The 25375-nt window shown below is 61.3% G+C and carries 23 protein-coding genes; 10 read left to right on the top strand and 13 right to left on the bottom strand.

Annotated elements, in window-relative coordinates:
- Positions 1-26 precede the first annotated feature (26 nt).
- Both siaC and ACFOW7_RS02330 read left to right on the top strand, forming a co-directional pair.
- A complete protein-coding gene (gene siaC, locus ACFOW7_RS02335) occupies positions 27-416 on the top strand; it encodes a biofilm regulation phosphoprotein SiaC (protein WP_378160596.1) in 390 nt (129 codons plus the stop codon).
- Positions 413-1117 (top strand): GGDEF domain-containing protein, encoded by a 705-nt coding sequence (locus ACFOW7_RS02330; protein ID WP_378160595.1) that lies wholly within the window; start codon positions 413-415, stop codon positions 1115-1117. Before siaC ends, ACFOW7_RS02330 begins: the two co-directional genes overlap by 4 nt.
- 446 nt (positions 1118-1563) lie before the next feature.
- Here the strand turns inward: ACFOW7_RS02330 and ACFOW7_RS02325 are convergent, their stop codons facing one another.
- Positions 1564-2289, bottom strand: a complete 726-nt coding sequence (locus ACFOW7_RS02325; RefSeq protein ID WP_378160594.1) for a substrate-binding periplasmic protein — start codon at positions 2287-2289, stop codon at positions 1564-1566.
- Positions 2290-2433: 144 nt separating this feature from the next.
- A complete protein-coding gene (locus tag ACFOW7_RS02320) occupies positions 2434-4347 on the bottom strand; it encodes a right-handed parallel beta-helix repeat-containing protein (protein ID WP_378160593.1) in 1914 nt (637 codons plus the stop codon).
- 210 nt (positions 4348-4557) lie between these two features.
- Here ACFOW7_RS02320 and trpC point away from each other — a divergent pair, with 210 nt between their 5' ends.
- From trpC to mltA, 4 genes are all read left to right on the top strand, one after another.
- The gene (trpC, locus tag ACFOW7_RS02315) at positions 4558-5346 is read left to right on the top strand and encodes an indole-3-glycerol phosphate synthase TrpC (protein WP_378160591.1); all 789 of its coding nucleotides are present in this window, start codon (positions 4558-4560) and stop codon (positions 5344-5346) included.
- Between the two features lie 340 nt (positions 5347-5686).
- Positions 5687-6670, top strand: coding sequence for a porin (locus tag ACFOW7_RS02310; protein ID WP_378160589.1), 984 nt, complete (start codon positions 5687-5689; stop codon positions 6668-6670).
- Positions 6671-6875: 205 nt separating this feature from the next.
- Positions 6876-8519, top strand: coding sequence for a porin (locus tag ACFOW7_RS02305; protein WP_378160587.1), 1644 nt, complete (start codon positions 6876-6878; stop codon positions 8517-8519).
- 65 nt (positions 8520-8584) lie between these two features.
- Positions 8585-9757 (top strand): murein transglycosylase A, encoded by a 1173-nt coding sequence (mltA, locus tag ACFOW7_RS02300; protein WP_378160585.1) that lies wholly within the window; start codon positions 8585-8587, stop codon positions 9755-9757.
- Positions 9758-10037: 280 nt separating this feature from the next.
- Here mltA and ACFOW7_RS02295 read toward each other — a convergent pair whose 3' ends face one another.
- The 7 genes from ACFOW7_RS02295 to ACFOW7_RS02265 form a co-directional block, all read right to left on the bottom strand.
- The gene (locus ACFOW7_RS02295; RefSeq protein WP_378160583.1) at positions 10038-11576 is read right to left on the bottom strand and encodes an LCCL domain-containing protein; all 1539 of its coding nucleotides are present in this window, start codon (positions 11574-11576) and stop codon (positions 10038-10040) included.
- A gap of 206 nt (positions 11577-11782) precedes the next feature.
- Positions 11783-12739 carry a GNAT family N-acetyltransferase gene (locus tag ACFOW7_RS02290; protein WP_378160581.1) on the bottom strand — a complete coding sequence of 319 codons (957 nt, stop codon included), beginning with the start codon at positions 12737-12739 and terminating at the stop codon, positions 11783-11785.
- Positions 12736-13242 (bottom strand): tRNA adenosine(34) deaminase TadA, encoded by a 507-nt coding sequence (gene tadA, locus ACFOW7_RS02285; RefSeq protein WP_378160579.1) that lies wholly within the window; start codon positions 13240-13242, stop codon positions 12736-12738. Before tadA ends, ACFOW7_RS02290 begins: the two co-directional genes overlap by 4 nt.
- A gap of 46 nt (positions 13243-13288) precedes the next feature.
- Positions 13289-14284: an ABC transporter substrate-binding protein gene (locus tag ACFOW7_RS02280; protein WP_378160577.1), complete on the bottom strand. Its 996-nt coding sequence runs from the start codon at positions 14282-14284 to the stop codon at positions 13289-13291.
- A gap of 117 nt (positions 14285-14401) precedes the next feature.
- Positions 14402-16060, bottom strand: a complete 1659-nt coding sequence (recN, locus tag ACFOW7_RS02275) for a DNA repair protein RecN (RefSeq protein ID WP_378160576.1) — start codon at positions 16058-16060, stop codon at positions 14402-14404.
- Between the two features lie 276 nt (positions 16061-16336).
- Complete coding sequence (locus ACFOW7_RS02270; protein ID WP_378160575.1) at positions 16337-17212, bottom strand: NAD kinase; 876 nt, start codon at positions 17210-17212, stop codon at positions 16337-16339.
- Between the two features lie 79 nt (positions 17213-17291).
- Positions 17292-18053, bottom strand: a complete 762-nt coding sequence (locus ACFOW7_RS02265; protein ID WP_378160572.1) for a transporter substrate-binding domain-containing protein — start codon at positions 18051-18053, stop codon at positions 17292-17294.
- A gap of 149 nt (positions 18054-18202) precedes the next feature.
- Between ACFOW7_RS02265 and hrcA the strand changes: the two genes are divergently transcribed.
- Both hrcA and mltB read left to right on the top strand, forming a co-directional pair.
- On the top strand, positions 18203-19228 hold the full coding sequence (gene hrcA / locus ACFOW7_RS02260; protein ID WP_378160570.1) for a heat-inducible transcriptional repressor HrcA: 1026 nt from the start codon (positions 18203-18205) through the stop codon (positions 19226-19228).
- A 12-nt stretch (positions 19229-19240) separates the two neighbouring features.
- Complete coding sequence (gene mltB, locus ACFOW7_RS02255) at positions 19241-20353, top strand: lytic murein transglycosylase B (protein WP_378160568.1); 1113 nt, start codon at positions 19241-19243, stop codon at positions 20351-20353.
- A 271-nt stretch (positions 20354-20624) separates the two neighbouring features.
- Here mltB and ACFOW7_RS02250 read toward each other — a convergent pair whose 3' ends face one another.
- From ACFOW7_RS02250 to ACFOW7_RS02235, 4 genes are read right to left on the bottom strand one after another with little or no spacing between them, the layout of a single operon-like run.
- Entirely contained in the window at positions 20625-20849 is a 225-nt protein-coding gene (locus ACFOW7_RS02250) for a hypothetical protein (RefSeq protein WP_378160566.1), read from the bottom strand.
- Between the two features lie 47 nt (positions 20850-20896).
- Positions 20897-21064, bottom strand: a complete 168-nt coding sequence (locus ACFOW7_RS02245; RefSeq protein WP_378160564.1) for a hypothetical protein — start codon at positions 21062-21064, stop codon at positions 20897-20899.
- 29 nt (positions 21065-21093) lie between these two features.
- Complete coding sequence (locus tag ACFOW7_RS02240; protein WP_378160562.1) at positions 21094-21675, bottom strand: DUF1700 domain-containing protein; 582 nt, start codon at positions 21673-21675, stop codon at positions 21094-21096.
- Positions 21676-21677: 2 nt separating this feature from the next.
- Entirely contained in the window at positions 21678-21986 is a 309-nt protein-coding gene (locus tag ACFOW7_RS02235) for a PadR family transcriptional regulator (RefSeq protein ID WP_378160560.1), read from the bottom strand.
- 356 nt (positions 21987-22342) lie between these two features.
- Between ACFOW7_RS02235 and ACFOW7_RS02230 the strand changes: the two genes are divergently transcribed.
- Both ACFOW7_RS02230 and ACFOW7_RS02225 read left to right on the top strand, forming a co-directional pair.
- Entirely contained in the window at positions 22343-22801 is a 459-nt protein-coding gene (locus ACFOW7_RS02230; protein WP_378160558.1) for an acyl-CoA thioesterase, read from the top strand.
- A 684-nt stretch (positions 22802-23485) separates the two neighbouring features.
- Positions 23486-25297: a S8 family peptidase gene (locus ACFOW7_RS02225; protein WP_378160556.1), complete on the top strand. Its 1812-nt coding sequence runs from the start codon at positions 23486-23488 to the stop codon at positions 25295-25297.
- Positions 25298-25375: the final 78 nt, after the last annotated feature.

Raw genomic sequence — 25375 nt, 5'->3', positions numbered from 1 at the left:
CCCGCGCCCGCCGGAGACAAGACAGCATGGAAACACTCAGCATCGCCGCCACCAACTCCTCGCCCCAGGTTGCGCTGGAACCGGACACTGGCCGTATGCGCCTGAGCGGCGAGTCTTACCCTGAAAACGCCTTCGCCTTCTACCGACCGATCTTCGATTGGCTGCGTCGTTTTCTGCGCGAAGACGAAACCGGTATCCAGCTGGAACTGTCGCTGTCCTATCTCAACACCGGCAGCATCAAATGCCTGATGGATATTCTCGACCAACTCGACGATGCCCACCGTAATGGCCGTCAGGTCAAGGTCACCTGGTTCTACGACGCCGACAATCACCGGGCGCTCGAAATGGCCGAGGACTTCGGCGAAGACCTGAGCCTGCCCTTCGATATCGTCCCCTTGCCAGAAAGCCGCCCGTGACCGGCGAAGATACCGATCTATCCGGCAACGACGAGGAATTCGACCAACGGGTCGATGACCTGCTGAGCAACCCTGCCAATGCCGACAACTCCCTGCTCGAAGACGTGCGCTGGCTGGCCTCCGCTTACTGCAAGCTGCGCCGCCGGGTACGCAAGATCAGCCTGATCAGCGACCGCCAGCAGACCGAGCTGATGGAACTCAACCGCTATCTCCAGGTGGTGTCGCGCACCGATCCGCTGACTGGCCTGCTCAACCGGCGCGGCCTGATCGAGCGATTCGAGACCGAACTCAGCCGACTGAGCCGCAGCTCGACCACGCTGGGCGTCTTGATGCTCGATATCGACCACTTCAAACGGATCAACGACCACTATGGCCACCAGCTCGGCGACGAGGTGCTGGTCGCGCTAGCCAAATTGCTGCAGCAACGGCTGCGCACGTATGACCATGCTGCCCGCTGGGGCGGCGAAGAACTGCTGCTGCTGCTGCCTGATACCCCACGCGACGGCACCGAGGCGGTAGCCCAGCAGATACTCGACGAGGTACGCGCCCTGCGCTGGAATGCCCGCGATCTGACCGTCACGGTCAGCATCGGCGTCACGGTCGCCTACGGCGCCGACAGCCTAGACAGTTGTCTCAAGCGCGCCGACGAGGCGCTCTACCACGCCAAGCGCCAGGGGCGTGACCGTTATGCGCTGGCTTGAGCCGGACCGGGCGGATTGGCAGATCGATTGCCGCGTCAGACTGTCCTGCATCGGAACAGCCGATTCAACCCAGTCATCGACAGATAGCTGAAAATTTTTTATTTCATAAAAGAAAACCTACAAGACTTGCATGCATTTTTCCTGAAATTTTATTCTCCTCTTCCCTCCAAGCCAGCCGAACCGTCTGCTCTCGACAGGGCGTCCACAACAACCCTCCTCACTTCCCCCATCCAAATAAAAAGGCGGAGTCTCTGCTGACTCCGCCCAACTTTGCCGTCGTTCGATTGCCCTGTTGCGTTGCGGACCGCCCGGAAAACCCGCGCAACCGCATCCACAGCACATCAATCACCTGAAAATTTACTTTTTAAAAATTACCCGCAAGTCACCTTGCAGATATTTTTCCTAAAACTTTAATTTTCTCGTCCAGCTTCCCAGTATTGCCTGCCTCAGCGTTCATACTGATAATTGCGCAGAATCTTCTCGTAGCTGCCGTTTTGCTTGATGGTTTCCAGCGCAGCCACCCATTTGGCCGCTTCGGCCTTGTCGAAATTGGGCGAGGCGGCCAGATAGAGCTTGAATGCCTGTACCACGGCGCCGCGCTTGACTGCATCCGGACCCATACCGATCTTGCGCAGCGCGAACATGCCGGCGTTGAGCGATACCAGCCAGCTATCGAGTCGGCCGCCCAACAGTTTCTTGGCGTTGAGTTCCTCGTTGACCACATCCTCGATCTTGCTAAAGCCCGTGCCCTCGGCCAGCTTGGCGCCGGCGGAGGCACGCATCACCCCGACCGACAGGCCCTTGGCCGCTTCGACCGAGGAGATGTCCACCTTGGAATCCTTCTTGGCCAGCAGGATGAACTTCTCGTCCATCAGATCGGTGATCCAGGTGTAGTGCGGCTCGCGGGCCGGGGTCTTGGCAGGAGGGATGACCAGGACATTGGGCTCTTTCATCGCAATGTCGAGCGCGCGCGCGAGCGGCATCACTTCGATCTTGCCCGAGTGACCGGTATGTTTGGCCATCTCTTTGATCAGGTCGTAAGCCACCCCTTTCGAGGCGCCGTTCTCGACGTAGGCAAACGGAATGATGTCGCCGGCAACGATGCGGGTTTCGGCCTGGACTGCAACGGTCAGCAGGCAGCACAGTGCCGCCAGCAAAGAGAAACGTTTCATGGCAATGCCTCGGTGAGAAGGGTATTTAGAATATATAAACCCCGCTTCAAACCAGCTCGGCAAAATGCAGCCAACAACCCTGCCATCCGTCGGTTGCCTCTGAAAACAGGTCGCGGCAGCTTACTGCTGCCGCGACCGTCAGGCTTAGCGGACCGGAATCTCCAGCGTTTCCCTCACTTCATGCGCGCCGACATCGCTGCGATCCCAGCGCCGTTCGGTACCGAAGAAATCGACCATGCCGACGTAGTCTTTCTCGCCGAAGGTACGCAGCGCGGCAAAGCGGGCGGGCGAGCTGTCCTGCAAGCCGTAGTCCTTCGGTGAATCGTTACCCGGCGGGCTCAGGGCCAGCATCGGATCGCGTTCCTGGTCGAGCTTGGGCGTCTGGGCCGGATGGCCGGCCGTGCCAAGCATGCAGACGCTGCCCGGCAGAGCCGACGTGCGACACCAGAAGTTGGCGGCATAGGAAGTCACCGCATGCGGGCCCGGGCGGATATTGCGCAGGTAAATGCCGCCATTGGGCTGGATAAAGATATTGGAATTGAGGTGGATATCGCGGTGCTGCTCGGTACCCGGACCGGATTCTGTGATATCGATCAGCGCGTTTTCCTTGCTGCCGTATACCGTGTTATGGAAGATCCGCACGAATTGCAGGCCACCGCTGTGATATTCCTGGCCGTCGGACTTCTCGGCCCAGAAATAGCTGATCCCGGCCCGGCCGCCGCGCACGATATTGTTGGCGACCACCAGATTGCGCAGCGGCACCCTGTTATCCAGCTCCATCGCCTCGTCGGACTTCTCGTTGGCCATCGTGATGCCGCTGGCCGGGAAACCCTTGCGGTAATACGGATAACCGTGCGGCTCCTTGCTGTACGAGACGAAATTACGCACCACCTCGCTGTCGCTGGCATTGTTGAGGTAGATGTTGACACCGAAGTTGTCGAAGGCGGTATTGCCCTCGATCACAGCCGAGGTGGAGCTGTTGAGGGCAATCCCCTCGCCCCAGTTGCGGCCGACCAGATTGTTCTCGATCCGGATCACATCGGCGCGCGAGACCACCACCGCACTGGGCCAGCCCAGGCCGCAATGCTGGGTCGGCGGCAGCGGACTGCCCGGTGGCGGCATATTGACCTTGACCGTATCCGTTACCACGTTATCGCTGATGGTGATGTGCCTGGAGCGCCGATCCTTGACCGACTCATCCATGCGCCGCACCTGGATGCCCGGGCCGGTGATATCGCTGAGCGAGTTGCTGACGATGCTGACGTATTCCGACTCGCGCACCTTGATCCCGGCGGCAAAGGCGTGGATTTTGCAATCGGCCCGCCAGCTCCGGCGCAGGCCACTGACCCGGTTGCCTTCCACCGTCGCCCTGTTGGTACGTGCCAGCACGATGCCGTCGCCCTTGGGCACGTTGTATACCGTGTTATTGACCACCTTGAGATCGGCCACACTGCGCAGATACATGGCGGAATTGGTGGTGCTGAGGGTATTGCCGCTGATGGTGACGAACTGATGGCGCCGACTGGTCGCCGTGCCGTCACCGGAATTCGGCATCAGATAGATGCCGTACAGGTCGCTTCCCGAGACATTGGGCGGCGAGAACAATTGGTTGTCGCTGATCTCCAGGTGCTTGCCGTTCTGTATCCAGATAGGCGCCCGGATACCACCGGTCAGCTTGAAACCGCTGATCCGGACATGATCGCGGCCGATCAGCGCGATACAAGCGTCCAGCCCCAGGCACTTGACGTCGGAAGCCTGCGTCCCGCCCGTGGCCAGCTGTTTGGATTGGCCCCTCAGGGTGATCGGGGCGATGGCCGTGCCGCTGACTGGCAGGCTGATCGGTGCAGTCAGCGTGTATTCGCCAAGAATGGTGAGACTGTCACCGGCCACCAGCCGGGGCAGCACATGCCCCAGCGTGGCAAACGGTGCCTGTTCGCTGCCTGAATTGCTGTCCGAGCCGTCACTTGCCACATAGTAGGAAGCGGCCTGGGCGGGCACGGCCAGCAGGGCGATCGCTGCGGCCAGCACCGACAGTGCGGGTTTGCGGGAATGCTTCATCGCCTATCTCCTCCGCCAGGCAGCAAACCCGGTCTGCTGCCATCATTTAGATAAAAAGTCGCCATTCCACAGCGGGATGGCCCGGGCAATTTACCGGCCGACTGGCACACTGGCCAGCCAGACGCGACTTGGCGCGGCCCGGCTAAGGCACTAAGCTCGGGACTTTTGACCCGCGCCGGGCGGCGCCGCCGCCATGCCAAGAGCCGATTCATGAGCGATATTCTGCAAAAAATCCTGGCCACCAAGGCCGAAGAAGTGACCACGGCCCGCCGCCATCGACCGCTGACCTCGCTACGCGCCGACGCCGAAGCGCGTGCCGACCAGCGCGACTTCACCGCCGCCTTACGGCAACGAATCAACGCCGGCCAGGCCAGCGTGATCGCCGAAATCAAGAAAGCCAGTCCGTCCAAAGGGGTGATCCGCCCTGATTTCGACCCGGCCGCCATCGCCGCCGATTACACCACCCATGGTGCAGCCTGCCTGTCGGTACTGACCGATATCGACTATTTCCAGGGCCACCCCGACTATCTGGTCGCCGCCCGCGCCGCCTGCGAACTGCCGGTGCTGCGCAAGGACTTTATGGTCGATCCCTATCAGATCTATGAAGCCCGCGCCATGGGCGCCGATTGCATTTTGCTGATCGTGGCCGCACTCGACCTCGGTCAGATGCGTGAATTCGAGGCGCAAGCCCATGAGCTTGGCATGGCGGTGCTGGTTGAATCGCACGATGCCTGGGAGCTTGAGCGGGCGCTTGAACTGACCACGCCGCTGATCGGCATCAATAACCGCAATCTGCGCAGCTTCGAGGTGTCTCTCGATACCACTTTAGGCTTGTTGCGTGAAATTCCGTCCGACCGGCTGGTGATCACCGAATCGGGCATCGTCAGCCGTGACGATGTGGCCCTGATGCGCGGCCATGGCGTCCATGGCTTCCTGGTCGGCGAAGCCTTTATGCGCGAGCCCTCGCCCGGTGAAGCGCTTGAGCGCCTGTTCAACTAAGCACTTGGCGCAGAACTGTCCGCCTCATCGAGCCGCAGGATGCCTGGGGCCTGGTCGATCCAGGCCCTTTGTCATATGGCCTTCACCGGACAATCGTATAAAGCGGGCAGCATAGACGCTTTTATGTCTTGCACTGATGTAAGTTGTTTATTGACAACAAAACAATCAAAAACAGCCTAAATCGGGCCATTCCCTAGTTGCGGCTCTACTACACTGGACTCAGACTGCCGGCCGATTCAGCACCGACCGGTAGGCGAAAACCCCGTGCCCGATCCAAGCTGGAAATCGGCGTGCCGCCACCGTCCGATTACTTAGTCAAACCGCTCAAGGAGTATTTGGAATGAAGAAAACCCTGCTCGCCAGTCTGCTTGCCCTGGCTGGCGCTACGCCGGCGCTGGCCGCTGACAATGTCACGCTCTATGGCCTGCTCAATGTCGGTTATGTCTGGAGTGACAACGGCACCACCAAGCAGCACAAGATCGACAGCCTCTACACCGGTTCGCGGATCGGCTTCAAAGGCACCGAAGACCTGGGTGGCTCGACCAAGGCCTTCTTCCAGATCGAACAACATATCGCCGTCGATGACGCTTCCCAGTCGGGTTTCGCCACCCGCGAAGGCTGGGTTGGCCTGCAGGGCGATTTCGGTAAGTTCGGCCTGGGTCGCGGCAAGACTCCGTACACCAACCTGGCCGATATCTTCGATATCTTCGACGGCTCGAACGGTCTGTCCCTGCCCGCCTACGACCGGCTGACCACTTCGCGTTTCCATAACTCGGTCCGTTACGACACCCCGACCATGGGCGGCGTCAGCGGTGCGCTGATGTACAGCTTCGGCGAGAACAAGGCAGCCGGCGTCAAGTCGAGCGACAAGTTCTCGGGCAGCCTCAAGTTCAGCCAAGGTCCGGTGATGGTGGGCACGGCCTACAACCAGGAAAGAAACCTCGGTGCCAACAACCGCAAGAACGAAGCCTTCTTGCTGGGCGGTACGTTCAAGATCGACACCGTGACCCTGGGCGCCGCCTGGCAGCGTGGCCAGAAGCGCAACCCGGCCGCCGGTGTCAGCAAGGATCGCCGTGACGCCATCCTGGCCAATGTGGCCGTCGACGTCAGCCAGGTCACCCTCGAAGCCGGCGCCATCGTGGGCCTCGACAAGCGGATCAACGGCAGCAAGATCAACGACAGCGACTATGTCCGCTACGCACTGGGCGCCAAATACAATCTGTCCAAGCGGACCGGCGCCTATGTCGAGTTCGCCGGTGACGACAATAGCGGTGGCGTGCCTGACACCCGCTTCTTCACTCTGGGTGTGATCCATCTGTTCTGATCGGTAACGCGGTTTTGCCACAACGGGCGCCTTGGGCGCCCGTTGTCGTTTTGCCACCCAAAGCCGCCACAGCGTGGTTTCCGCGCCTTTTTTGCTACCCTACAAGGTGGGCGGTCGCCAGGCTTGTCAGTCGAGCGCTCGAATTGGCACAATGCCGCGCCGGTACCCCGTCCCCCGACGTGACCAGAACAAGATGGAGACTCGCATGAACCGAACCCTGCTCGCCGCCGCCGTAACCGCCGCGCTGGCCGCGCCCGCCCAGGCCGACGACGGTATCGTCATCTACGGCAAGATGACGATGGGCGTCGAAAGCGTATCGGCCAAAGGCGCTACGCTGCCCAACCAGACTATCGAGCGGCGGATGCGCGTCACCGACGGTTTCTCAACCATCGGCTTCCGTGGCCAGGAAGAGATCAACGACGACCTGGTCGCTTACTATCAAATCGAGACCCAGATCAAGCCCGACGACAGTTGCGGCTTTGCCGGCTGTTCCACCCAGGGTCAGATTTCCGGCCTGGGCCTGCCGTTCGACGATCGCTATGGTCGTTACACCTCGCCGCATACGGGCGGCGTCAATCTGGCCAACCGGCCGAGCTTCGTCGGCCTGCGCGGCAACTGGGGGCAGATCCAGCTTGGCCGCATGGACATGTACTACGACAAGCATGTCCCCAATGAAATGCACCTGCTGCGCACCGGCCTCAGCTCCACCGCCCTGGCCGTGCTTGGCACCAACCAGCTCAGTAATGCGGCAGGCTTGAGCGACACCAATGTCTATCGCACCGCCTTCCGGCTCGAACTGCTGCCCATCGTCAGCAATGCCGCCGGTGGCCGCTCCAATGCCGGCACCGAAGCGGTAGCCACTGCCGTGGCAGCCGTGGTGGGCGAGGAATTCGCCAAAGGCACCGCCCCACTCGATATCCTGCCCAAGGCCCAGCTTGCCGCACAGCAGGCTACGGTTGCCAATCTGTCGGCCCTGGGCCTGACTCCGGGCCAGTTGCAGGAATATTCGGTCCGGCTGGCCGCCGGCCTCACCAGCGCCGCCAACCAGATCTTCGCTCCGGGCAGCAACGAACTCAAACAGCGTCTGACCCAGGTCGCGCGTGCCTATACCCTGCAATACGCCTTCTATAACGTCGGTCACCGCGAAAACAATGTGGTGCAGTACCGCACCCCGTCCTACAAGGGCTTTACCGCGCTGATCGGGGTCAAGGCCAATGAGGACAAGGGCATCGAGGGCGTCGAATACGGCCTCGATCCGCAACTGCTCAACCCCAATGCCCGCCGCAAGCTCAATCCTTACGGCGTCGAGCTGACCCTGCATTACCTCAATAAGGGCATGTTCGCCAGCCTCGCGGCCATGTACGACCACGACCCCTACCCGATGGGCGGTGTGTTGACCGGTGCGCTGGGTATCAAGGCGTCCTACGGCATGTACTTCAGCCGCCAGACCCGCGCCGGCGTGGTGTTTGAGCGCCAGACCAACCGCTACCACCATTCGCTCGGTTTCGACGACAACAAGCGCGATACCTGGGTCGTGGCAGCCAGCCATCGCTTCAACGATCAGCTCGAAGCGTTTGCCACCTATGGTCAGGCACTCGATGCCGAAATCCATGGCATCCGCGACCGCGATTCGGGTGCCAAGTATCTGCAACTGACCGGCATCTACAACCTGTCACGCCGCACCAATCTGTTTGCCACCGTAGCCCGGGTCGAGAACGAGGCCAACGCCGCCTATAACTTCTACGTCAATGGCGCAGTCCAGGCCGACGGGGCGATCCAGAGCAGCCAGTACACGCCACGCGGTTCTGATCCGACCAGCTTGCAGGTCGGCATCAACCACAACTTCTAAGCGGTTTTCCGCTCCCCGCCGCCGGCCTGGTGCCGGCGGCGTTGCTGTCTATCCTTCGAGATCCGATGCGCCGAATCAGCCTTTGCCTGCTGGCCACCTTGCTGGCCGCCTGTACCACCACGCCGCCGGTCAGCCCGACCGTCACGCCGACCACCCCTCCCGACAAGCCCGTGCCGCAAGCCCGCTTTGTGTCGGCCAGCTGGTCGCAGCTCCCCGGCTGGCCCAGCGACAATCTGCTGGCAGGCTGGCCCGCCTGGCTGCAATCATGTAAGCGCCTGGCCAACAAGCCCGCCTGGCGCGATGTCTGCCGTAGCGCCCAGACCCTGGCTCCACGCGATGACAGCGCAGTCAGGCGCTATCTGGAGACCCATTTCCAACCCTACCGCGTCGAATCGACCGAGGGCCGCGACAGCGGGCTGGTGACGGGCTATTACGAACCACTGCTGCGTGGCAGCCGTCAGCCACGCAGCGGCTACTACCCGATCCACGGTGTCCCTGACGATCTGCTGACCATCGAACTGGGCAGCCTCTACCCCGAACTCAAGGGACTGCGGCTACGCGGCCGGCTGTCGGGCACCAAGGTGCTGCCGTACTGGAGTCACGCCGAGATCACCGCCGGCATGGCGCCGCTGACCGGCAAGGAACTGGCCTGGGTCGATGATCCGATCGAAGCCTTCTTCCTTCAGGTCCAGGGTTCAGGCCGGGTCCGCCTCGAAGACGGCAGCCTGCTGCGGGTTGGCTATGCCGATCAGAACGGCCACCCTTACCGCTCGATCGGCAAGTGGCTGATCGACAAGGGTGAACTCAAGCCCGAAGAAGCCTCGATGCAAGGCATCCAAGCCTGGGCACGGGCCAATCCGGCGCGGATTCCCGAATTGCTGCACAGCAATCCGAGTTATGTGTTCTTCCGCATCCTGCCCGACGCCCAAGGCGGCCCGATCGGTGCATTGGGGGTACCGCTGACCGATGGGGCCAGTGTGGCGGTCGATCCGCGTCATATCCCGCTCGGCACCCCGCTTTATCTATCGACCACCTGGCCCAACGACAGCCGGGCGCTGCGCCGCCTGATGTATGCCCAGGACACCGGCGGCGCCATTCGTGGACCGATCCGAGTCGATTTCTTCTGGGGATTCGGCCATGAGGCCGGGATGTTGGCCGGCAAGATGAAGCAGCAAGGCCAGGTCTGGCTGGTGTGGCCGCGTGAGGCGCCCCCACCCGGACAGGAAAGCAGACCCTGAGGAAAGCAAAACGCCCCGTTTCCGGGGCGTTTTTATTATAAACAAATATTCTGCAAATTGACTTCAATGTAAGTAGGCTTAAATTTGCCATTTATAAAAATTTGCGTCTCCATCCCCACCTCTACATCCTCGACCAGCCAGCATCCGCCAGCAGACAGACAGCGCGTCCCTACTTGGTGGCCAGCGCATCGGCGTCGCCAGGAAGGCGGCTTGATCGGCCTGAACCTGACGCTTTGTGTCCGGACCCGCCGACTTGCTCTGGTCTGGACACGGGACCGGCTCAATATCCGTCGCGCGCCGCCCGGGTCAGCCATTCGGACATCGGGCCGAGGTCGAGAATGGAATAGCCGCTCAGCAGCCCGAAATACATCAGATTGCTGTTGTGCTGCGCCAGATAGGTGCCGTTGGCCGGGTAATAGCGGAAATAGAACGGCGGGAAGCTCACCGACTGTGCATGCGAGGGGAAGAGCTGCGGGTATTTGTATTCCGCCCAGTTGAACACCCGGTCGGCATCGGGCAGCGTCACCGTGCCGCCCGTGATCTCAAGCTGGAGCGTGCCCTGCCGCGTTGCCACGGCATTGGTGGCTTCGAGATGGACCAGGAAGTTGCCCGTGACCTTGGGGGTGCCGCTGATGGCGCCGGTCTGGGCATTCAGGCTCAACCCTTCGGGCAGGCCGCCCGCGGCATAGCGCGACGGACTGTTGGTCGCGTAGATCTGGTAGCTGAACGACTGACCAACCTGGGCCGTGGCACGTCCCGAGGTGATCATCGGGTTATTGCCGCCTTCAAGACCATTGGCCGGGCTGAGCTTGTAGCTGCTGGACCAGGAACCGTAATCCTTGCTGAGCACGCCGTTCGATTGCGAGCCGAAATACTTGGTCTGACCCGGCATCACTTCCACCTTGATGGTATCGGTGACACCCGGGCTCAGCAGCCCGCTATGGACCGCTGCCGCCGCCATTGAAGAATCGCTGGTATAGACGCCGCTGCCCCAGACGCTGCCTGAAGTGGTGCCGGTCAAACTGACATAGAGCACGAGCCCGTTCTTGCCTTCATAGCCGCTGGTACTGTTGACGCCGGTCAGCGGATAAGCCGAGGTGCCTGGCAACGGTTTCGGGGTGAGGGTGCCGGTTTCGGGATAGACGGAATAGGTGCCGCCGTATTCACCGAAGTTGATGCTATGGACCCCGTTCTGCGTGCTACCGATGAAGACTTGATGGGCCGGCCCCATCACCACCCTGACCACCCCGCCTGAAGCGGTCATGGCACCTGAGTGGATGGCGGCAGAACTCAAGGAGGAATCGTCGGTATAGATATTGGTGCCCCACAACGAGCCGCTGTAGGTGCCATCGAGCTTGAAGCGATAGACACCGCCGACCATCGAGCGGTAGGCAACCATATTGGAGGGGGTGGGCAGGATGGGATTGTCGCCGCCATCGTCGGCCTGCAGCGTCAGGCTGCCGGGAAAGCCGCTGTAGCTCTGGCTCGTGACCCCATTGGCCGAACTGCCGGTATAGGCACTCAGGCCGGCGGTGGACATCACCTTGACAATGGCGCTCTCGCCGGCCTTGACCAGACCGGCATGGACGGCGGCGGCGGCCAGGTTGGAATCGTCGGTATAGGGGTTGCTGCCCCAGACGCTACCGTCGGTCCGTCCGGTCACCTTGACGTAATAGACGCTGTTGGAAGCACGCAGACTGGGCCAGCTCAGGATACCCTCGGGAATGGCGCTGTAACTACGGGCCTCGACGGCTCCGGCGATCAGCACCAACGCCGAGCCGGTCAAGAAATTACGCAGAAGAGAAAAAGACACCGCCATGATAGCCCCCTTGAAATCCACCACCACAACACCAAGCCCTTGGGCTGAAGTCTAGACAGGGGTACCAGACGCTCCAAGGTGGGAAGCCGAACGGTAGGGAATAATGGGAGGGAGTGGGCGGAGATATAAGCAAAGCTTAGTCACATTTCCATAAAAAATGGAAAATCTCCGCTCCGGATATAGCAGTGTTTTTTCATAAAATTTTATTAAGCCTCACCGATTGCGCTGTTGTCCACCAAGGAGCGGCGCATCCGTTGATGCAGGATACCTGCCGCCATAAACGGCTCGCCATCGGGCACAAAGCCATAGCGGGCATAGAAGCCGCATACATCGGCCTGGGCATTGAGCCGCAGGAGCGGCCAGCCCTGTCCGCTGGCCAGCTCCAAAGCCGTGGTCAGCAAGCGGGCACCGACACCCCGGCCGCGCCAATCCGATACCACGGCCATCCGGCCGACCCAGCCGTCGGGCAACAAGCGGGCGCAGCCGACGGCACGACCGAAGCGGTCCCAGGCCACCAGATGCAGCGCCGTCGCATCGGCCGCATCGCGCTCGACCTCGGCCGGCACCCCCATTTCCCTGATGAATACCTGCTCACGCACCGCTGCCGCATCCGTCGCCAAGCGCCAGGGCAGCGCCCGGATCACCATCTCGTCGGCCGAAAGCGGCGCTGCCGCATTTTCCAGCACCACCACTTCGCAACCCGCTTGCAGCCGGTCGAACAATTCGATCAGGTCGGCGTTGCGCATCCGGATGCAACCATGCGAGCCGGGCCGGCCAAGCGGTACCGAATCGGGGCAGCCGTGCAGATAGATATAGCGACGCATGCTGTCGACTTCGCCGAAGCGGTTGTAGCGCGGCTGGGTGCCGCACAGCCAGAGGATGCGCGCCAGTATCCAGTCACGCCCCGGCGCTTCGGCTGCCAGTGCTTCGCTGTAATGTTCGCCGGTCGGGCGACGGCCGACGAATACTGCATCGGCCGGCAGACCGGCGCCGATGGCGGCACGGATACGATGACGGCCGCGCGGCGTACAGAAGCTGCCGCGTCGCTCGCCCGGTCCATTGGCGGCGGTCGACACCGGATAGCTCTTGAGGACCCGACCGTGCGCATCATGGGCAGTCAGGGTCTGGCTGGCCAGATCGACCAGCAGGCGGGAATAGATCATCGGGAAGACTCCGGAACAGAGGCCTGGGCCTGACGGCGGGCTGCCCGAGCGGCTTCGCGCCGCTCGGCGAAGAAGGCTCGCAGTTGTTGCGCCGCTTCATCGGCCAGCACACCGGCCTCCACCACAGTATGGTGGTTGAGCCGTGGTTCGGCGAACAGATCGAGCACACTGCCGGCAGCACCGGTCTTGGGATCGGTCGCGGCATAGACCACCCGGGCCAGCCGGGCATGAAGAATTGCCCCGGCACACATGGCACAGGGCTCAAGGGTAATGTACAGCTCGCAGCCAGGCAGACGGTAATTGCCAAGCAGCTTGGCGGCAGCACGCAGCGCCAGCATCTCGGCATGGGCCGAAGGATCGGCCAGCCCGATCGGGGCATTGCTGCCGACGCCGAGCAACTCACCGTTTCTGACCAGCACTGCCCCCACCGGCACCTCGCCCGCTTGTCGCGCCAGCTCGGCCTGTTGCAGTGCCAGCCGCATCCAGTCTTGATCGGTAGCCATGCGAAAAAGGCGCGACCTTAACCGAAATGCGGCCCTGGCGCCAGGATCACTTGAACGCCTTCAGTGCTTCTTCGAACGGTGCCGAGGCAATCAGGGTACGCGGCTGCGGATCGGTGCGGCTGATGCCGTTTTCCTTCATAAAGCGCAGTACGTCGCGCACGTAATATTCCATACCGCCCAGCTCGCCGTGGCGCTTGATGGCGTCGTAGATACCGTGGAATTTGATGCCGCTGTACATATCCATCATCCCGGCATCGCTCTGGGCCGAGAAATTGCGGAAAGTGCGGGCATTGAGCAGATCGCGGAACTCGCCCCATTTGAAATCGGGGCCGCGCACCCACAGCACGGCCTTGAGCCAGCCTTTATAGAAGCGGGTCCATTGCTCGGCGCCGATGCCGGCTTCGTTATGGCTGTTGATCGCAAAACCGGCCGGCAGCAATCCCTGGTAAGTCGCACTGTCTACCGCCACCACCCCACTCCCGACCCGCTGGGTTTCGGCCGCATACGGATCGGCCAGCAGCGCCACCTGGATCTGACCCCGGGTGAAGCCGGCCGCCACCCGCTCGGCATTGGCTTCCTGGAGCTTGAAATCGGCCAGCCGCAGCCCGTTGGCGTTGAGATAGCGCGACAGCAGGAACATCTGGCCCATCTGCTTATCGGCAAGCCCGGCAACCTGGCCTTTGAGCTGGCGGATATCCTGGCCTGACTTGAGCAGCAGCTTGACGCTGCCGTTGGACCAATGCGTCTCGGCCGCCAGCCGGATCGGCGCCCCGGCGATCTGCCAACCGATGGCGTTGGCCAGCAGATCACCCGCCACATCGATCTCGCCATTGGCCAGCGCCTTCATCTGGCTCTGGCTGTCGTCGAACGGCACCAGCTGGACCTGCACTCCCTGCTCGCGCCAGTAGCCCTTTACGTCGGCCACATTGAGCGGGGCAAAGCCGATATCGGGCAGATAACCAACCCGTATAGGCTTAGCAAGTACTCCGGCTGCGCAGATCAACACCAGCAATACCCGCAGGCAAGCAAAGATCGGTTCCATGGTCGGCTCCTGGTCAAACACACGACAAGTGCCTGTTCCGGCAGGGAAAACCGGCATCCAGACTGTGAGCTCAGTCTAAACCCGAATCGGCAAATTTGGAAGTTCTTATATAGACATCTAGGCAAGCCCCAGCATTTCCTCGGCATGGCGGCGGGTGGTCGGGGTGATATCGACCCCACCGAGCATCCGGGCGATCTCCTCGACACGGCCAGCCTGGTCGAGCACGCTGATGCCGCTGCGCACCTCACCTTCGATCAGCGCCTTGGCCACGCGGAACTGCTGGTTGCCGCAAGCTGCCACCTGAGGCAGATGGGTAATGCACAGCACCTGATGACGCTCCCCCAGCTGGCGCAGCAACTGACCGACAATCTCGGCCACCCGGCCGCCGATGCCGACGTCCACTTCATCAAAGATCAAGGTGGGAACCTGGGCGATCCGGCTGGTGACCACCTGGAGCGCCAGGCTGATACGCGACAACTCGCCGCCTGAGGCGACCTTGGCGATCGAGCGGGCCGGCGCACTGGCATGCGGGGCGACCTGGAATTCGACCTGTTCAAGCCCGAACGGCTGTGGCGCCTCGCCAGGCAACAGTGCCACCTCGAAACGGCTGCCGGCCATGGCCATTCTTTGCATCTCGGTGCTGACCGCCCGTCCCAGCTCGACGGCCGCCGCCACCCGCGTAGCCGACAGACGGGCCGCCGGCTCACGATAGGCGGTCTCGGCCGTCCGCACGGCGGCTTCCAGCGCCTCGACATCGGTGACCGCACCCAGCGCGGCAAAGCGCTCACGCCATTCGTTGAGCAATTCGGCCAGCCGTTCCGGCTCGACCCGGTATTTACGGCCCATCCGATAGAGCGCGTCCATCCGCGCCTCGACTTCGGCCAGCCGCTCAGGGTCTAGCTCCACCCGGTCGCTATAGCGGCGCAGCGCATGGACTGCCTCGTCCAGATTGGCCTCTGCCGCCACCAGCAGCTCGACCGTTTCGGCCAGCACCGGGTCGAGTCTGGCCAGATCGTGCATCCGGGCAGCGACGGTCGACAACAGTGCCTGGGCATTGAGTTCGCCGTCAGCCAGCGTATCGAGCGCGGCGCGCCCTCCCTCGATCAGGCTGGCGGCATGGCTGAGCCGGCTATGTTCGGCCTGGAGCTTCGGCCATTCGTCGGGATCGGGGTTGAGCTGGCCCAATTCCTCGATCTGCCAGGCCAGCCGTTCGCGTTCGACGGCAAAGCGATCGGCATCCTGGGTCGCGGACAGCAGCGCCTCCTCGGCCTTCTTCCAGGCCTGGAACGCTTGGCGTACCGAGCGCGCCAGTTCCGTCTGGCCGGCAAAGGCATCGAGCAGCGCGCGCTGGGCCTCGCCGCGCAGCAGCGATTGATGGGCGTGCTGGCCGTGGATATCGACCAGGAACTCGCCGATCTCCTTCAGTTGGGCTGCAGTGGCCGGTCGGCCATTGACATAGCTGCGGGTGCGGCCGCTGCGATCGACCGTGCGTCGCAGCAGGCAGATACCCTCGTCGCCGTCGAGCGCATAGTCGCGCAACAGCAGATTCAGTTCGGGCAGGGAGGAAATATCGAATTCAGCGCTTAGATCGGCCCGCTCGGCCTGGCCACGCACCATACCGGCGTCGGCCCGATCGCCGAGCAGCAAGCCCAGCGCATCGATCAGAATGGATTTGCCCGCGCCAGTCTCGCCGGTCAGCACGGTAAAACCGCGCTCGAAGGCCAGGTCAAGCCGGTCGACGATGACGAAATCTCGAATTTGCAGCGTCAGCAGCATAGCGATGATTGGGGAAACGATCGATCACCGGGCAACTTTACCGTATTCCCCCCGCCACGCGATACCCGCACAGACGCCCGGCACCACGCCGGCAGGCCGCCCAGCCCGCATTCAAGCCCTGCGCAGCCTCGGCGCGGGGTTGTGTCGCTGCCGCGACAGTCACGCAGGCGGAAATGGACGGGGGATGGAGAACAATGAGACGAAAATCAAATTTTTCGCAAAATTCTTGCAAGATCTGGCGCAGATAATAGCGAAAAATAAACAGAATACGTCAGATCAAAACAGACGTTCGCCCCAATGAAGCTTATGCCGCAGCATATCGTAGTAGTTGTAGCCGAGCGGATGGAGAATACGCAGCGAATTGCGGTAGCGCTTGATCGTGACCCGGTCCATCTCATGCAGATCGAAATGCGACTGGCCATCGAAATGCACCCGGACATCGTGGCCGCGCGTCAGCATGAAATCGACCGCCGAGGCGTCGTTGACGGCAATCGGCCGGCTGCTCATGGTCTGCGGGCAGATCGGTACCAGGGCGATGGCCGGGACGGTGGGATGGAGAATGGGACCGCCCGAAGCCAGGGCATAGGCGGTCGAGCCGGTGGGCGTGGTGACGATCAGGCCGTCGGAGCGTTGGCTATAGACGAACTGATCGTCGATGAAGACTTCGAAGTCGATCATGGTGCCGGTGCCGCCACTGCGCACCACGATATCGTTAAAGGCGAGCGATGCATGGATCTCGCGATCGCCGCGCAGAATCTTGGCTTGCAGCAGGATGCGCTCTTCGGGCACGAAATCGCCGCCAAGAATGCGCGGGACCGTGGTTTCGATATCGTCAACCGCAATATCGGTCATAAAGCCGAGCCGGCCTTGGTTGATACCGACCAGTGGAATCCGGTAGGGAGCGACGATACGGGCAATCGACAGCATGGTGCCGTCGCCGCCCAGCACGATCACCAGATCGGCCACCTTGCCGATGGCATCGCGCTCGACCACCAGTACATCGGCGATGGGGTGTTCCTGAGCCGTATCGGCGTCCATCAATACCGACGAACATTCATGCCGCAGCAGCGTCACCAGGCGGCGCAGCGGATCACCGATATGCGGGCTGTTATGGCGCGCCACCAGGGCAATATTTTTGAACAGCATGGTCATCCCGGCATTTAACCATAAGCGCGCCGAGCCTAGATAGCCGGCCCGGCGCCGGCCAAGCGGCAGCGGGCCGGACGGCGGCTTAATAGACGTTGAAGATGAAGTACTTGCGCTGGGTCTCCTGGTAGACGCCGTTTTCCAGGATTTCATGGAGCGCCTTGTTGAAGCGCTCGCGCAATTCGCGGTCCTCCTTGCGGAAAGCGATGCCCGCGCCCTCGCCCAGGTATTTGGTATCGGTCATGGCCGAGCCCACCAGTTCGAAGTCCTTGCCGCGCGGCGTATTGAGAAAGGCGAAATGCACCGCGGCGGCATCGAACATTCCCAGATCGACTTCGCCCTTGACCAGGGCGTCGTACACATCGGGGTTGGAGGTATAACGCTTGATCGTCGAGTGACCGGCGTAGACGGCAGTCAGGTAGGCATCCTGGGTAGTGTCGGCTTGGACGCCGATCTTCTTGCCGACCAGTCGTTTGGGCGTGATATAGACGTAAGGAATGGTCTTTCTGCGCGCCACAAAGAAGTTGGGGGTACGCATATAGCGGTCGCTGAAGGCCACCAGCTTTTTGCGCTCCTCGGTGATCGACATCGACGCCAGAATGGCATCGGACTTTTTGGCTAATAGATTAGGAATCTGATCGTCCCACGGAAAGACCACAAAGCGGCATTTGGCCTTCATCTGCGCGCATAGGGCGTTGGCAATATCGACGTTGAAGCCCTTGAGCTGGCCTTTTTCATCGATCTCCTCAAACGGCGGATCTTTCCCTTCCATCGAAATGCGAATTTCATCGGCTGCTGCGGCCCACAGTGGGAAACAAGCCACCAGGGCGGTCAAAACACGTTTCACTTGCTAGTTCTCCTCATTGTGCGTCTGCCGGACTGGACCTATCCATTAGGCATCACTTATCTATAATGCCACGGGACAGCCAAAACAGACGACCGTGACTGGCCTGGGCGGGTTGCCGCCGGAGCTGGAAACGGTACAATCGATTTACCATGCTGAGCGAACGCGCGCAAATCCTCCTCAAGACCTTGGTCGAACGCTATATCGCCGACGGACAACCGGTCGGCTCGCGGACTCTGTCGAAATTCTCCGGTCTGGAGCTGTCGCCAGCCTCGATCCGTAATATCATGGCCGACCTCGAAGAGCTGGGTTTCATCGCCAGCCCGCATACTTCGGCCGGGCGGGTGCCGACGGCACGAGGCTACCGTTTCTTTGTCGACTCGCTGTTGACCATCCAGCCGCTCGAACAGCTTGAAATCCACGAACTCGAAGAACAACTGCTATTCGACAGCCCCACCCGGGCCGTTACCGCGGCCTCTACCCTGCTGTCGCAACTGAGCGAATTCGCCGGGGTGGTGCTGACGCCCAAGCGCCGGGCCATTCCGCTGCGTCAGATCGAATTCCTGCGCCTGTCCGAGCGGCGTCTGCTGCTGATCCTGGTTAGCGCCAATGGCGATGTACAGAACCGCATCCTGCTGACCGAACGCGACTACAGCGCCAGCGAACTGATCAAGGCCACCAATTTCCTCAATGAACACTGCGCCGGCAAGACGCTCGAAGAACTGCGCGGGGCCGTCTACGAAGACATCAAGACCTTGCAGGGCGATATCGCCGAGCTGATGAATGCCGCCGTCCAGGCTGGCGACCGGGCGCTCGAGGATCAAAGCAATGCCGTAGTGATCAGCGGCGAAAGCAATCTGCTGCGGGTCGACGATCTGTCTTCCAATGTGGAACGGCTGCGCCGGCTATTTCGGGTATTCGAAGAAAAAACCGCCCTGCTGCAACTGCTCGACATCGGCCACTCGGCCGCCGGCGTACAGATCTTTATCGGCCAGGAAGCCGGTCTGTCGCCGCTCGATGAATGCTCGGTCGTCACTGCGCCCTACCAGGTCAACGGCGATATCGTCGGCACGCTTGGGGTGATCGGCCCGACCCGGATGGCCTATGAGCGCATCATTCCCATCGTCGATATCACCGCCAAGCTGTTATCGTCGGCGCTATCGCACCAAACTTCCTAATTGGTCCATTCGATGCGTTTCCCCTCCGTAGTGTGCGGCGGCCTCGCCGCCTTGTTGTTGTGCTGCCCGGCTGTTGCAGAGGAGCTGGTGGCTGCCCAGCCGATCGAGCAAAGCAGCCGTTATGTCGATCGTCCCGATGTGCAGGCATTTATCGAAGAATTAAGCCGCGATTACGGCTTCGAGCGGCAGCAACTGCTCGACCTGTTCGATCAGGTCGTACCCCGGCCGCAGATTCTGGCCATTCTCGATCGCCCCTCCACCAGCCGGCCCTATTACGAGTTCCGCCCCGATTTCGTCAATGCCACCCGGATTCGTCTGGGGGTGCAGTTCTGGCGCGAGCATAGCGAGCTGCTTGCGGCCGTGGCCGACCGCTATCAGATCGACCCGGAATATCTGGTGGCAGTGCTGGGCGCGGAAACCATGTGGGGCCGTAATACTGGCAGCTTTCGGGTGCTCGATGCGCTCTCCACCATTGCTTTCGACTATCCGCGCCGGGCCGAGTATTTCCGCAAGGAATTGCGTGAATTTCTACTGTTGGCGCGCGAAGACGGGATCAACCCGCTTAGCCTCAAGGGCTCCTACGCCGGTGCGATGGGCATGCCGCAGTTCATGCCGTCGAGCTTTCGCGCCTATGCCGCTGACTGGGATGGCGACCGGCGGCACGATATCTGGAGCAATCCTGGCGACACATTGGCGAGCGTAGCCAACTACTTCCGCGCCCATGGCTGGCATCGCGGCGCGCCTCTGGTGCTGCTGGCCGAGGTCCAGGGCGATGCTTTCCTGCCCCTGGTCGACGACAAATTCAATCTGCACTATCGGGTGTCGGAACTGGCCGGCTTTGGCGTCCATGCCGTCGAGCCGCCCGCCAACGATCCGCTGGCGGTCCTGGCACCGCTAGAAACCGCGCCGGGCATTACTCACTACTGGCTTGGACTACAGAATTTCTACACCCTGACCCGCTACAACCGCAGCACCCTGTATGCAATGGCGGTACACGAAATGGCCGGGGCGATCCGTGCGGCCTATCTCGACCCCAGCCTGGTGCCGCCCGAGCCGGCAGCCCGACGCAAGGCAGAAAACAGCAAGCGGAGCAAACCGGCACGCAAGGGGAAACGGCGGCGCTGAGCGGGAGAGAATCGGCAGTCAGTGGGCGCTAACTTGGCGTCCGCTCCGATGCCGATTGCAGTATCGGACGCGCCTGCGCATGCTTTTGGTCAGGGCCTTGAGCGAATGCGCTTGCTCTTGGAGGTGGAAATCGAGCGCCCTTCAGCCCACGTGGAGTCGGCGTGTCCGAACCTCAACCAGGCCAAGACGCCGATTCAAGCCGAAAGGAGCTAAAGGACCGGATGGGCTGGGCGGTTCCCCCGCGCCAGCCGCATCGCGGTTACATCATGCTTCAACCGTTGCGCTGCGGCTGGCCGGCCGTTTCGGCGGCGGCGGTGCTGATCTGCTGGGTGGGAACGGTCTGGTGCAGGGCGATATAGCGATCCATGCCCTCGCTCAGCGGACGCATCAGGCTGTGCACAGCAGCCGTCAGGCCCAGAAACAGCACGCCGGCCAGCAATACTCCGCTGGCGTATTGGGCGGACCGGCTCATTGCGCGTTCGTCGGATCGATACATGGCTTGCTCCTTTTCCACAGTTGACCTGCCAGCTGATTCGCTGTGTCTTATCCTGCCGCGACCACGGTCGAGCTGCGATGGGCATGCGACCGACCGGCAAGCGGCTGGGGCGAGTTGCAGGCAGCGCCGACGAGCTGAGGGGTCGGGGTCGGCGTGGTAGACGGAGCCGGCGGCGGCGTCAGTCGGGGTGCACCCAATGCGAACAATCCGAACATGATGATTTCTCCGGTATAAGTAAGCCGCTTCAGCGCTCGCCGCGAATCAAGCGGTAGTTGAGGCGGGCATAGTGGATCAGTCCTACGCCCATCCACTTGCTGACCCACAGATTGAGCCACAGCCAGGCACCGCCGATGATCAACAGCACCAGACCGGCGGCGCCCTCACCCACTTCCACGCCTTCGATCTCGATCAGCGGCAGCACTCCCACCACATCGATGCCAGGCAGGGACGACAGCAGCACCCCGGCTCCGCCGATCAGCAGCGACAGCGCGATCACAAAGAAGATCACCATCACGCAGCCCACCACGAACAGCGGCAATAGCAGCAGCAGATTGATGACCCCAAGCCCGGCCACGGCAAAGAACATCCGGGCGAAATTGACGGGGGAGCGACGATCCTCCCAACGCTTGATCCGTGACTCGGCCTTCAGCTCGCGAGCCAATTGGCGAGGCTGGCCCAGGCCCTGGACCACCTCGCTCTCACTGCGCCCGGCGGCGACGGCATCGCGGAAATACTCCTCGTAGTCGGCCACGATCTCAGCCAGCTCGGCCGGTGGCAGGCCGTTCAATTCATGCCGCAAGGTAGCGATAAATTGGTCGCGGTTCATTGTCATACCCCGAGTATCTTGTTCACTTCATCGAGAAAACTGGCCCATTCCTGCTTCATCTGTGCAAGCGTCTCGCGGCCCTTATCGTCGAGCCGGTAGTACTTGCGCGGCGGTCCTGAATCGGATTCGACCAGATAGGTCGAAACCAGACCGTCGTTCTGCAACCGCCGCATCAGCGGATAAATCGTGCCTTCGCTCATTTCCACGCCATCTGCCAGCGAGGAGACAATTTCATAGGCATAGCTGTCATGGCGCGAGAGCAGCGCTAGCACACACATTTCCAGCACACCTTTTTTCAGTTGGGTTTTCATCTGACTCCCTTGCCGGAACGATCTTGCTTCGTTGTGCATTTCACAGGGCAAAGTGTAGTGCAAGGTATCTTGCGTCACAAGATACCTTGCCAAAAAAAATACCTATGAATTACAAGGTAGTGGCCACCGCAGAGAGTGACATGAACCGATGAATTGGAGATTTTTATACTTTCTGAAAATAACAGTCTGTATGTATAGCATCTGTTTTTCCTGATTTTTTCTAAAAACTCCCCATCCGCCTCTCCCCGTCGCGCCGCCGCCTCACCGCCCCGTCCTCATTAGCTCATCAACTCAAGGGACAATGTCACCTTTCTGTCCTATTTTTAGGGTTCACGCCACGAGAGGGAATCGCCACGATGAACAATTTCTGTAAATCGGTCGAGGTTCGCTGGGCCGATATCGACGCAAACCAGCATATGCGCCACTCGGTCTATGCCGATCTTTGCACCCATGCGCGGATCGAATGGCTGGCGGAGAACGGATTCACCTTTGCTGACTTTGCAGCCCACGCGATCGGCCCAGTGCTGTTCAAGGAGCAGACCGAATATTTCCGCGAGGTGACCTTGGGTGAACGACTCGATATCGATGTCACGCTGGCGGCGATCAGCGCCGATGGGCGGCGCTGGTGTATCCGACAGCATCTATATAAGTCCGATCAGGTTCTGGCGGCGCGGCATGAGGTTCATGGGGCTTGGCTGGATCTCAAGCATCGCCGGCTGGCCTCACCGCCGCCGGAATTGCTGGCCGTGTTCGATGCGCTGCCGCGTACCGAGGATTTCCAGCGCAGCGACAGCCCGAACTCGGCAAGCGAGTAAGCCCCGGCCCGGACAGTCAGATTGTTAACCACGGCACTGTCCGGGCCAGCCATTCCTACAGGCTCGACTTCTCTTCCTGCTTTTTCGTCATAAGCAAAGAACCGACTTGGCCGGTTTTTGCGCTCGACTGACGCTAAACTGTTCCCCCTGTTCTGGCCGTGCCAGCCGGCATGGCTGTCTATATGCAGGGCTGGCCCCTCGCTATATGAGGCGATCCTGATATCGTCCTTCTTGTCAACCGGAGACGCTGGCCACAGCGCATTGATGCTCCGGTCATAGCATTCCAAGCGCCCATTTTCGTCAGTTTGTTTGCCCCAAAAGGTCAAAACCTTGCGCAGGACGGCAAAATTCGTCAAATTTTTGTCGCCTCCGTGAAAAATTTTTTTGTGCACATCAACAACACTGAACATTTGTACGTTGTTTTTAAACAATTGATCCAATTGCTTTTTCCCTGACGCATCAGAAAATGCCAATGTAGTTGACGTTGTGATTTAGTTACAAAGTTTCCGCGCAAACACAAATGACAATTGCATTCCAACACGAAATGCGTTCACTATATGTCAATCGCATAGCCCAGATGGCTGGCGAGCGCACCGCCTAAGGGGGGTTTCGGCAGCAGCCGAGAGCACCGGGGAGAACCCGGATGGGCGGTTTTCGAACCAGGTTTTTCAGGAGTGACTAGATATGACGGTTAAGACCGTTTTCTTGCGTCGTACCGTGACTGCTGCCGCTATCGTCGGCGCTTTGGCTTCGATGGGTCTGGCCCACGCCGACCAGGTTGCCAGCGGTACCACCAACCGCCTGATCGTGAAATACAAAGGCAACAGCTTTGCTGAAGCCGCTCAACCCCTGAGCGCTGCGCAAGCCGTCGTCGGCCGTATGGGCATGTCGCTCCAGGCCGTCCGCACCACCGCCACCGGCGCACAAGTAGTCGAACTCGACCGCCAGATCAGCGTGAATGAAGCAGCGCGTCTGGCCAGCGAACTGGCTGCCAGCGATGACAACGTCGAATATGCCGAACCGGACCGCATCATGCGTCCGATGTACGTTCCCAACGACAGCTATTTCAACCAGCAGTGGGATCTGACCGATCCGGTCTCCGGCATGAACCTGCCGGCCGCCTGGGATATCTCGACCGGTAGCGGCGTCAAGGTTGCCGTGCTCGATACCGGCTATCGTCCGCACGAAGACCTGGCCGCCAATCTGGTCGGTGGCTACGACTTCATCTCCGACACCTTCATGGGTAACGATGGCGGCGGTCGCGACAGCGACGCCAGCGATCCAGGCGACGCCGTCCGTGCCGGCGAATGCGGCAACGGCTATCCGCGTACCAATGAAAACAGCTCGTGGCACGGCACCCACGTTGCCGGCACCATCGCCGCCGTGACCAACAACGGCAAGGGCGTGGCTGGCGTGGCCTTCAATTCCAAGGTCGTGCCGGTCCGTGTGCTCGGCAAGTGCGGCGGTTACACCTCCGATATCGCCGACGGCATCATCTGGGCTGCTGGCGGCAGCATCTCCGGCGTGCCGACCAACACCAACCCGGCCCGCGTGATCAATATGTCGCTGGGCGGCGAAGGTGCTTGCGATCGCACCACCCAGAACGCCATCAATACCGCCCGCAGCCGTGGCGCTGTGGTCGTGGTGGCCGCCGGCAACGAGAACATGAACGCCTCCTACTCCAACCCGGCCAACTGCCAAGGTGTGATCACCGTGGCGGCAACCGGTCGTTCGGGTGGTCGTGCTTCCTACTCCAACTACGGCAACGTGGTCGATGTGGCTGCTCCTGGCGGCGATATGAGCACCGGTCAGGCCAACGGTATCCTGTCGACGCTCGACAGCGGCAAGGGCGCGCCGGTCGGCGACACCTACGCCTACTACCAAGGCACCTCGATGGCCACCCCGCACGTCGCTGGTGTGGTTGCCCTGATGCTGGCGAAGGACCCGTCGCTGACCCCGGATCAGGTCGAAGCACGTCTGAAGTCGACTTCGCGTCCGTTCCCGGCCAGCTGCTCGGGTTGCGGTAGCGGTATCGTCGATGCCTCGCGTGCCCTGGCCGGCCTGTCGCCCACCCCGACGCCTACCCCCACACCGACCCCGACGCCGACTCCCACGCCGACGCCGACCCCCAGCCCGAACAGCGAAGTCGAGCCGAACAACAGCTTCGCCACTGCCCAGAATGTCACCACCCGTGGCACCACCCTGGCAGCGACCATGGGCTCGGCCAGCGATATCGACCTGTTCAAGGTGACGCTGCCCCCGGGCGCGACCCTGAGCGCGATGATGGCCCCGAACGCCAACTCGGACTACGACCTGTATGTCTACAACAGCAACGGCGCTCTGATCGGTTCGAGCGAAAACAGCGTGGGTCGCCTCGACAGCGTCTCCGTGACCAACAACAGTGGCACCGCCTTCACCCGCTATGTCCGCGTGGTGTACTACTCGGGCGGCACCGGCGCCACCAACGGCAAGTACAGTCTGAAACTGAGCTGGTAAGTTTTCCCAGCATCACGTTTCTGGAACCCTGAGATTGATGGGCCGCTTGAAAAAGCGGCCCTTTTTTCATGTCAGCCT

Source organism: Chitinimonas lacunae (assembly GCF_042650885.1).
Taxonomy (GTDB): Bacteria; Pseudomonadota; Gammaproteobacteria; order Burkholderiales; family Chitinimonadaceae; genus Chitinimonas_A; species Chitinimonas_A lacunae.
The sequence above is the reverse complement of the archived record's forward strand: the minus strand, read 5'-3'. Positions and strand labels throughout refer to the sequence as shown.

Excerpts from the sequence above, each read along its gene's own strand:
- siaC (WP_378160596.1), top strand. The coding sequence starts at position 27 with ATGGAAACACTCAGCATCGCCGCCACCAACTCCTCGCCCCAGGTTGCG.
- ACFOW7_RS02325 (WP_378160594.1), bottom strand. The coding sequence starts at position 2,289 with ATGAAACGTTTCTCTTTGCTGGCGGCACTGTGCTGCCTGCTGACCGTT.
- ACFOW7_RS02320 (WP_378160593.1), bottom strand. The coding sequence starts at position 4,347 with ATGAAGCATTCCCGCAAACCCGCACTGTCGGTGCTGGCCGCAGCGATC.
- trpC (WP_378160591.1), top strand. The coding sequence starts at position 4,558 with ATGAGCGATATTCTGCAAAAAATCCTGGCCACCAAGGCCGAAGAAGTG.
- ACFOW7_RS02310 (WP_378160589.1), top strand. The coding sequence starts at position 5,687 with ATGAAGAAAACCCTGCTCGCCAGTCTGCTTGCCCTGGCTGGCGCTACG.
- ACFOW7_RS02305 (WP_378160587.1), top strand. The coding sequence starts at position 6,876 with ATGAACCGAACCCTGCTCGCCGCCGCCGTAACCGCCGCGCTGGCCGCG.
- mltA (WP_378160585.1), top strand. The coding sequence starts at position 8,585 with ATGCGCCGAATCAGCCTTTGCCTGCTGGCCACCTTGCTGGCCGCCTGT.
- ACFOW7_RS02295 (WP_378160583.1), bottom strand. The coding sequence starts at position 11,576 with ATGGCGGTGTCTTTTTCTCTTCTGCGTAATTTCTTGACCGGCTCGGCG.
- ACFOW7_RS02290 (WP_378160581.1), bottom strand. The coding sequence starts at position 12,739 with ATGATCTATTCCCGCCTGCTGGTCGATCTGGCCAGCCAGACCCTGACT.
- tadA (WP_378160579.1), bottom strand. The coding sequence starts at position 13,242 with ATGGCTACCGATCAAGACTGGATGCGGCTGGCACTGCAACAGGCCGAG.
- ACFOW7_RS02280 (WP_378160577.1), bottom strand. The coding sequence starts at position 14,284 with ATGGAACCGATCTTTGCTTGCCTGCGGGTATTGCTGGTGTTGATCTGC.
- recN (WP_378160576.1), bottom strand. The coding sequence starts at position 16,060 with ATGCTGCTGACGCTGCAAATTCGAGATTTCGTCATCGTCGACCGGCTT.
- ACFOW7_RS02270 (WP_378160575.1), bottom strand. The coding sequence starts at position 17,212 with ATGACCATGCTGTTCAAAAATATTGCCCTGGTGGCGCGCCATAACAGC.
- hrcA (WP_378160570.1), top strand. The coding sequence starts at position 18,203 with ATGCTGAGCGAACGCGCGCAAATCCTCCTCAAGACCTTGGTCGAACGC.
- mltB (WP_378160568.1), top strand. The coding sequence starts at position 19,241 with ATGCGTTTCCCCTCCGTAGTGTGCGGCGGCCTCGCCGCCTTGTTGTTG.
- ACFOW7_RS02250 (WP_378160566.1), bottom strand. The coding sequence starts at position 20,849 with ATGTATCGATCCGACGAACGCGCAATGAGCCGGTCCGCCCAATACGCC.
- ACFOW7_RS02245 (WP_378160564.1), bottom strand. The coding sequence starts at position 21,064 with ATGTTCGGATTGTTCGCATTGGGTGCACCCCGACTGACGCCGCCGCCG.
- ACFOW7_RS02240 (WP_378160562.1), bottom strand. The coding sequence starts at position 21,675 with ATGAACCGCGACCAATTTATCGCTACCTTGCGGCATGAATTGAACGGC.
- ACFOW7_RS02235 (WP_378160560.1), bottom strand. The coding sequence starts at position 21,986 with ATGAAAACCCAACTGAAAAAAGGTGTGCTGGAAATGTGTGTGCTAGCG.
- ACFOW7_RS02230 (WP_378160558.1), top strand. The coding sequence starts at position 22,343 with ATGAACAATTTCTGTAAATCGGTCGAGGTTCGCTGGGCCGATATCGAC.
- ACFOW7_RS02225 (WP_378160556.1), top strand. The coding sequence starts at position 23,486 with ATGACGGTTAAGACCGTTTTCTTGCGTCGTACCGTGACTGCTGCCGCT.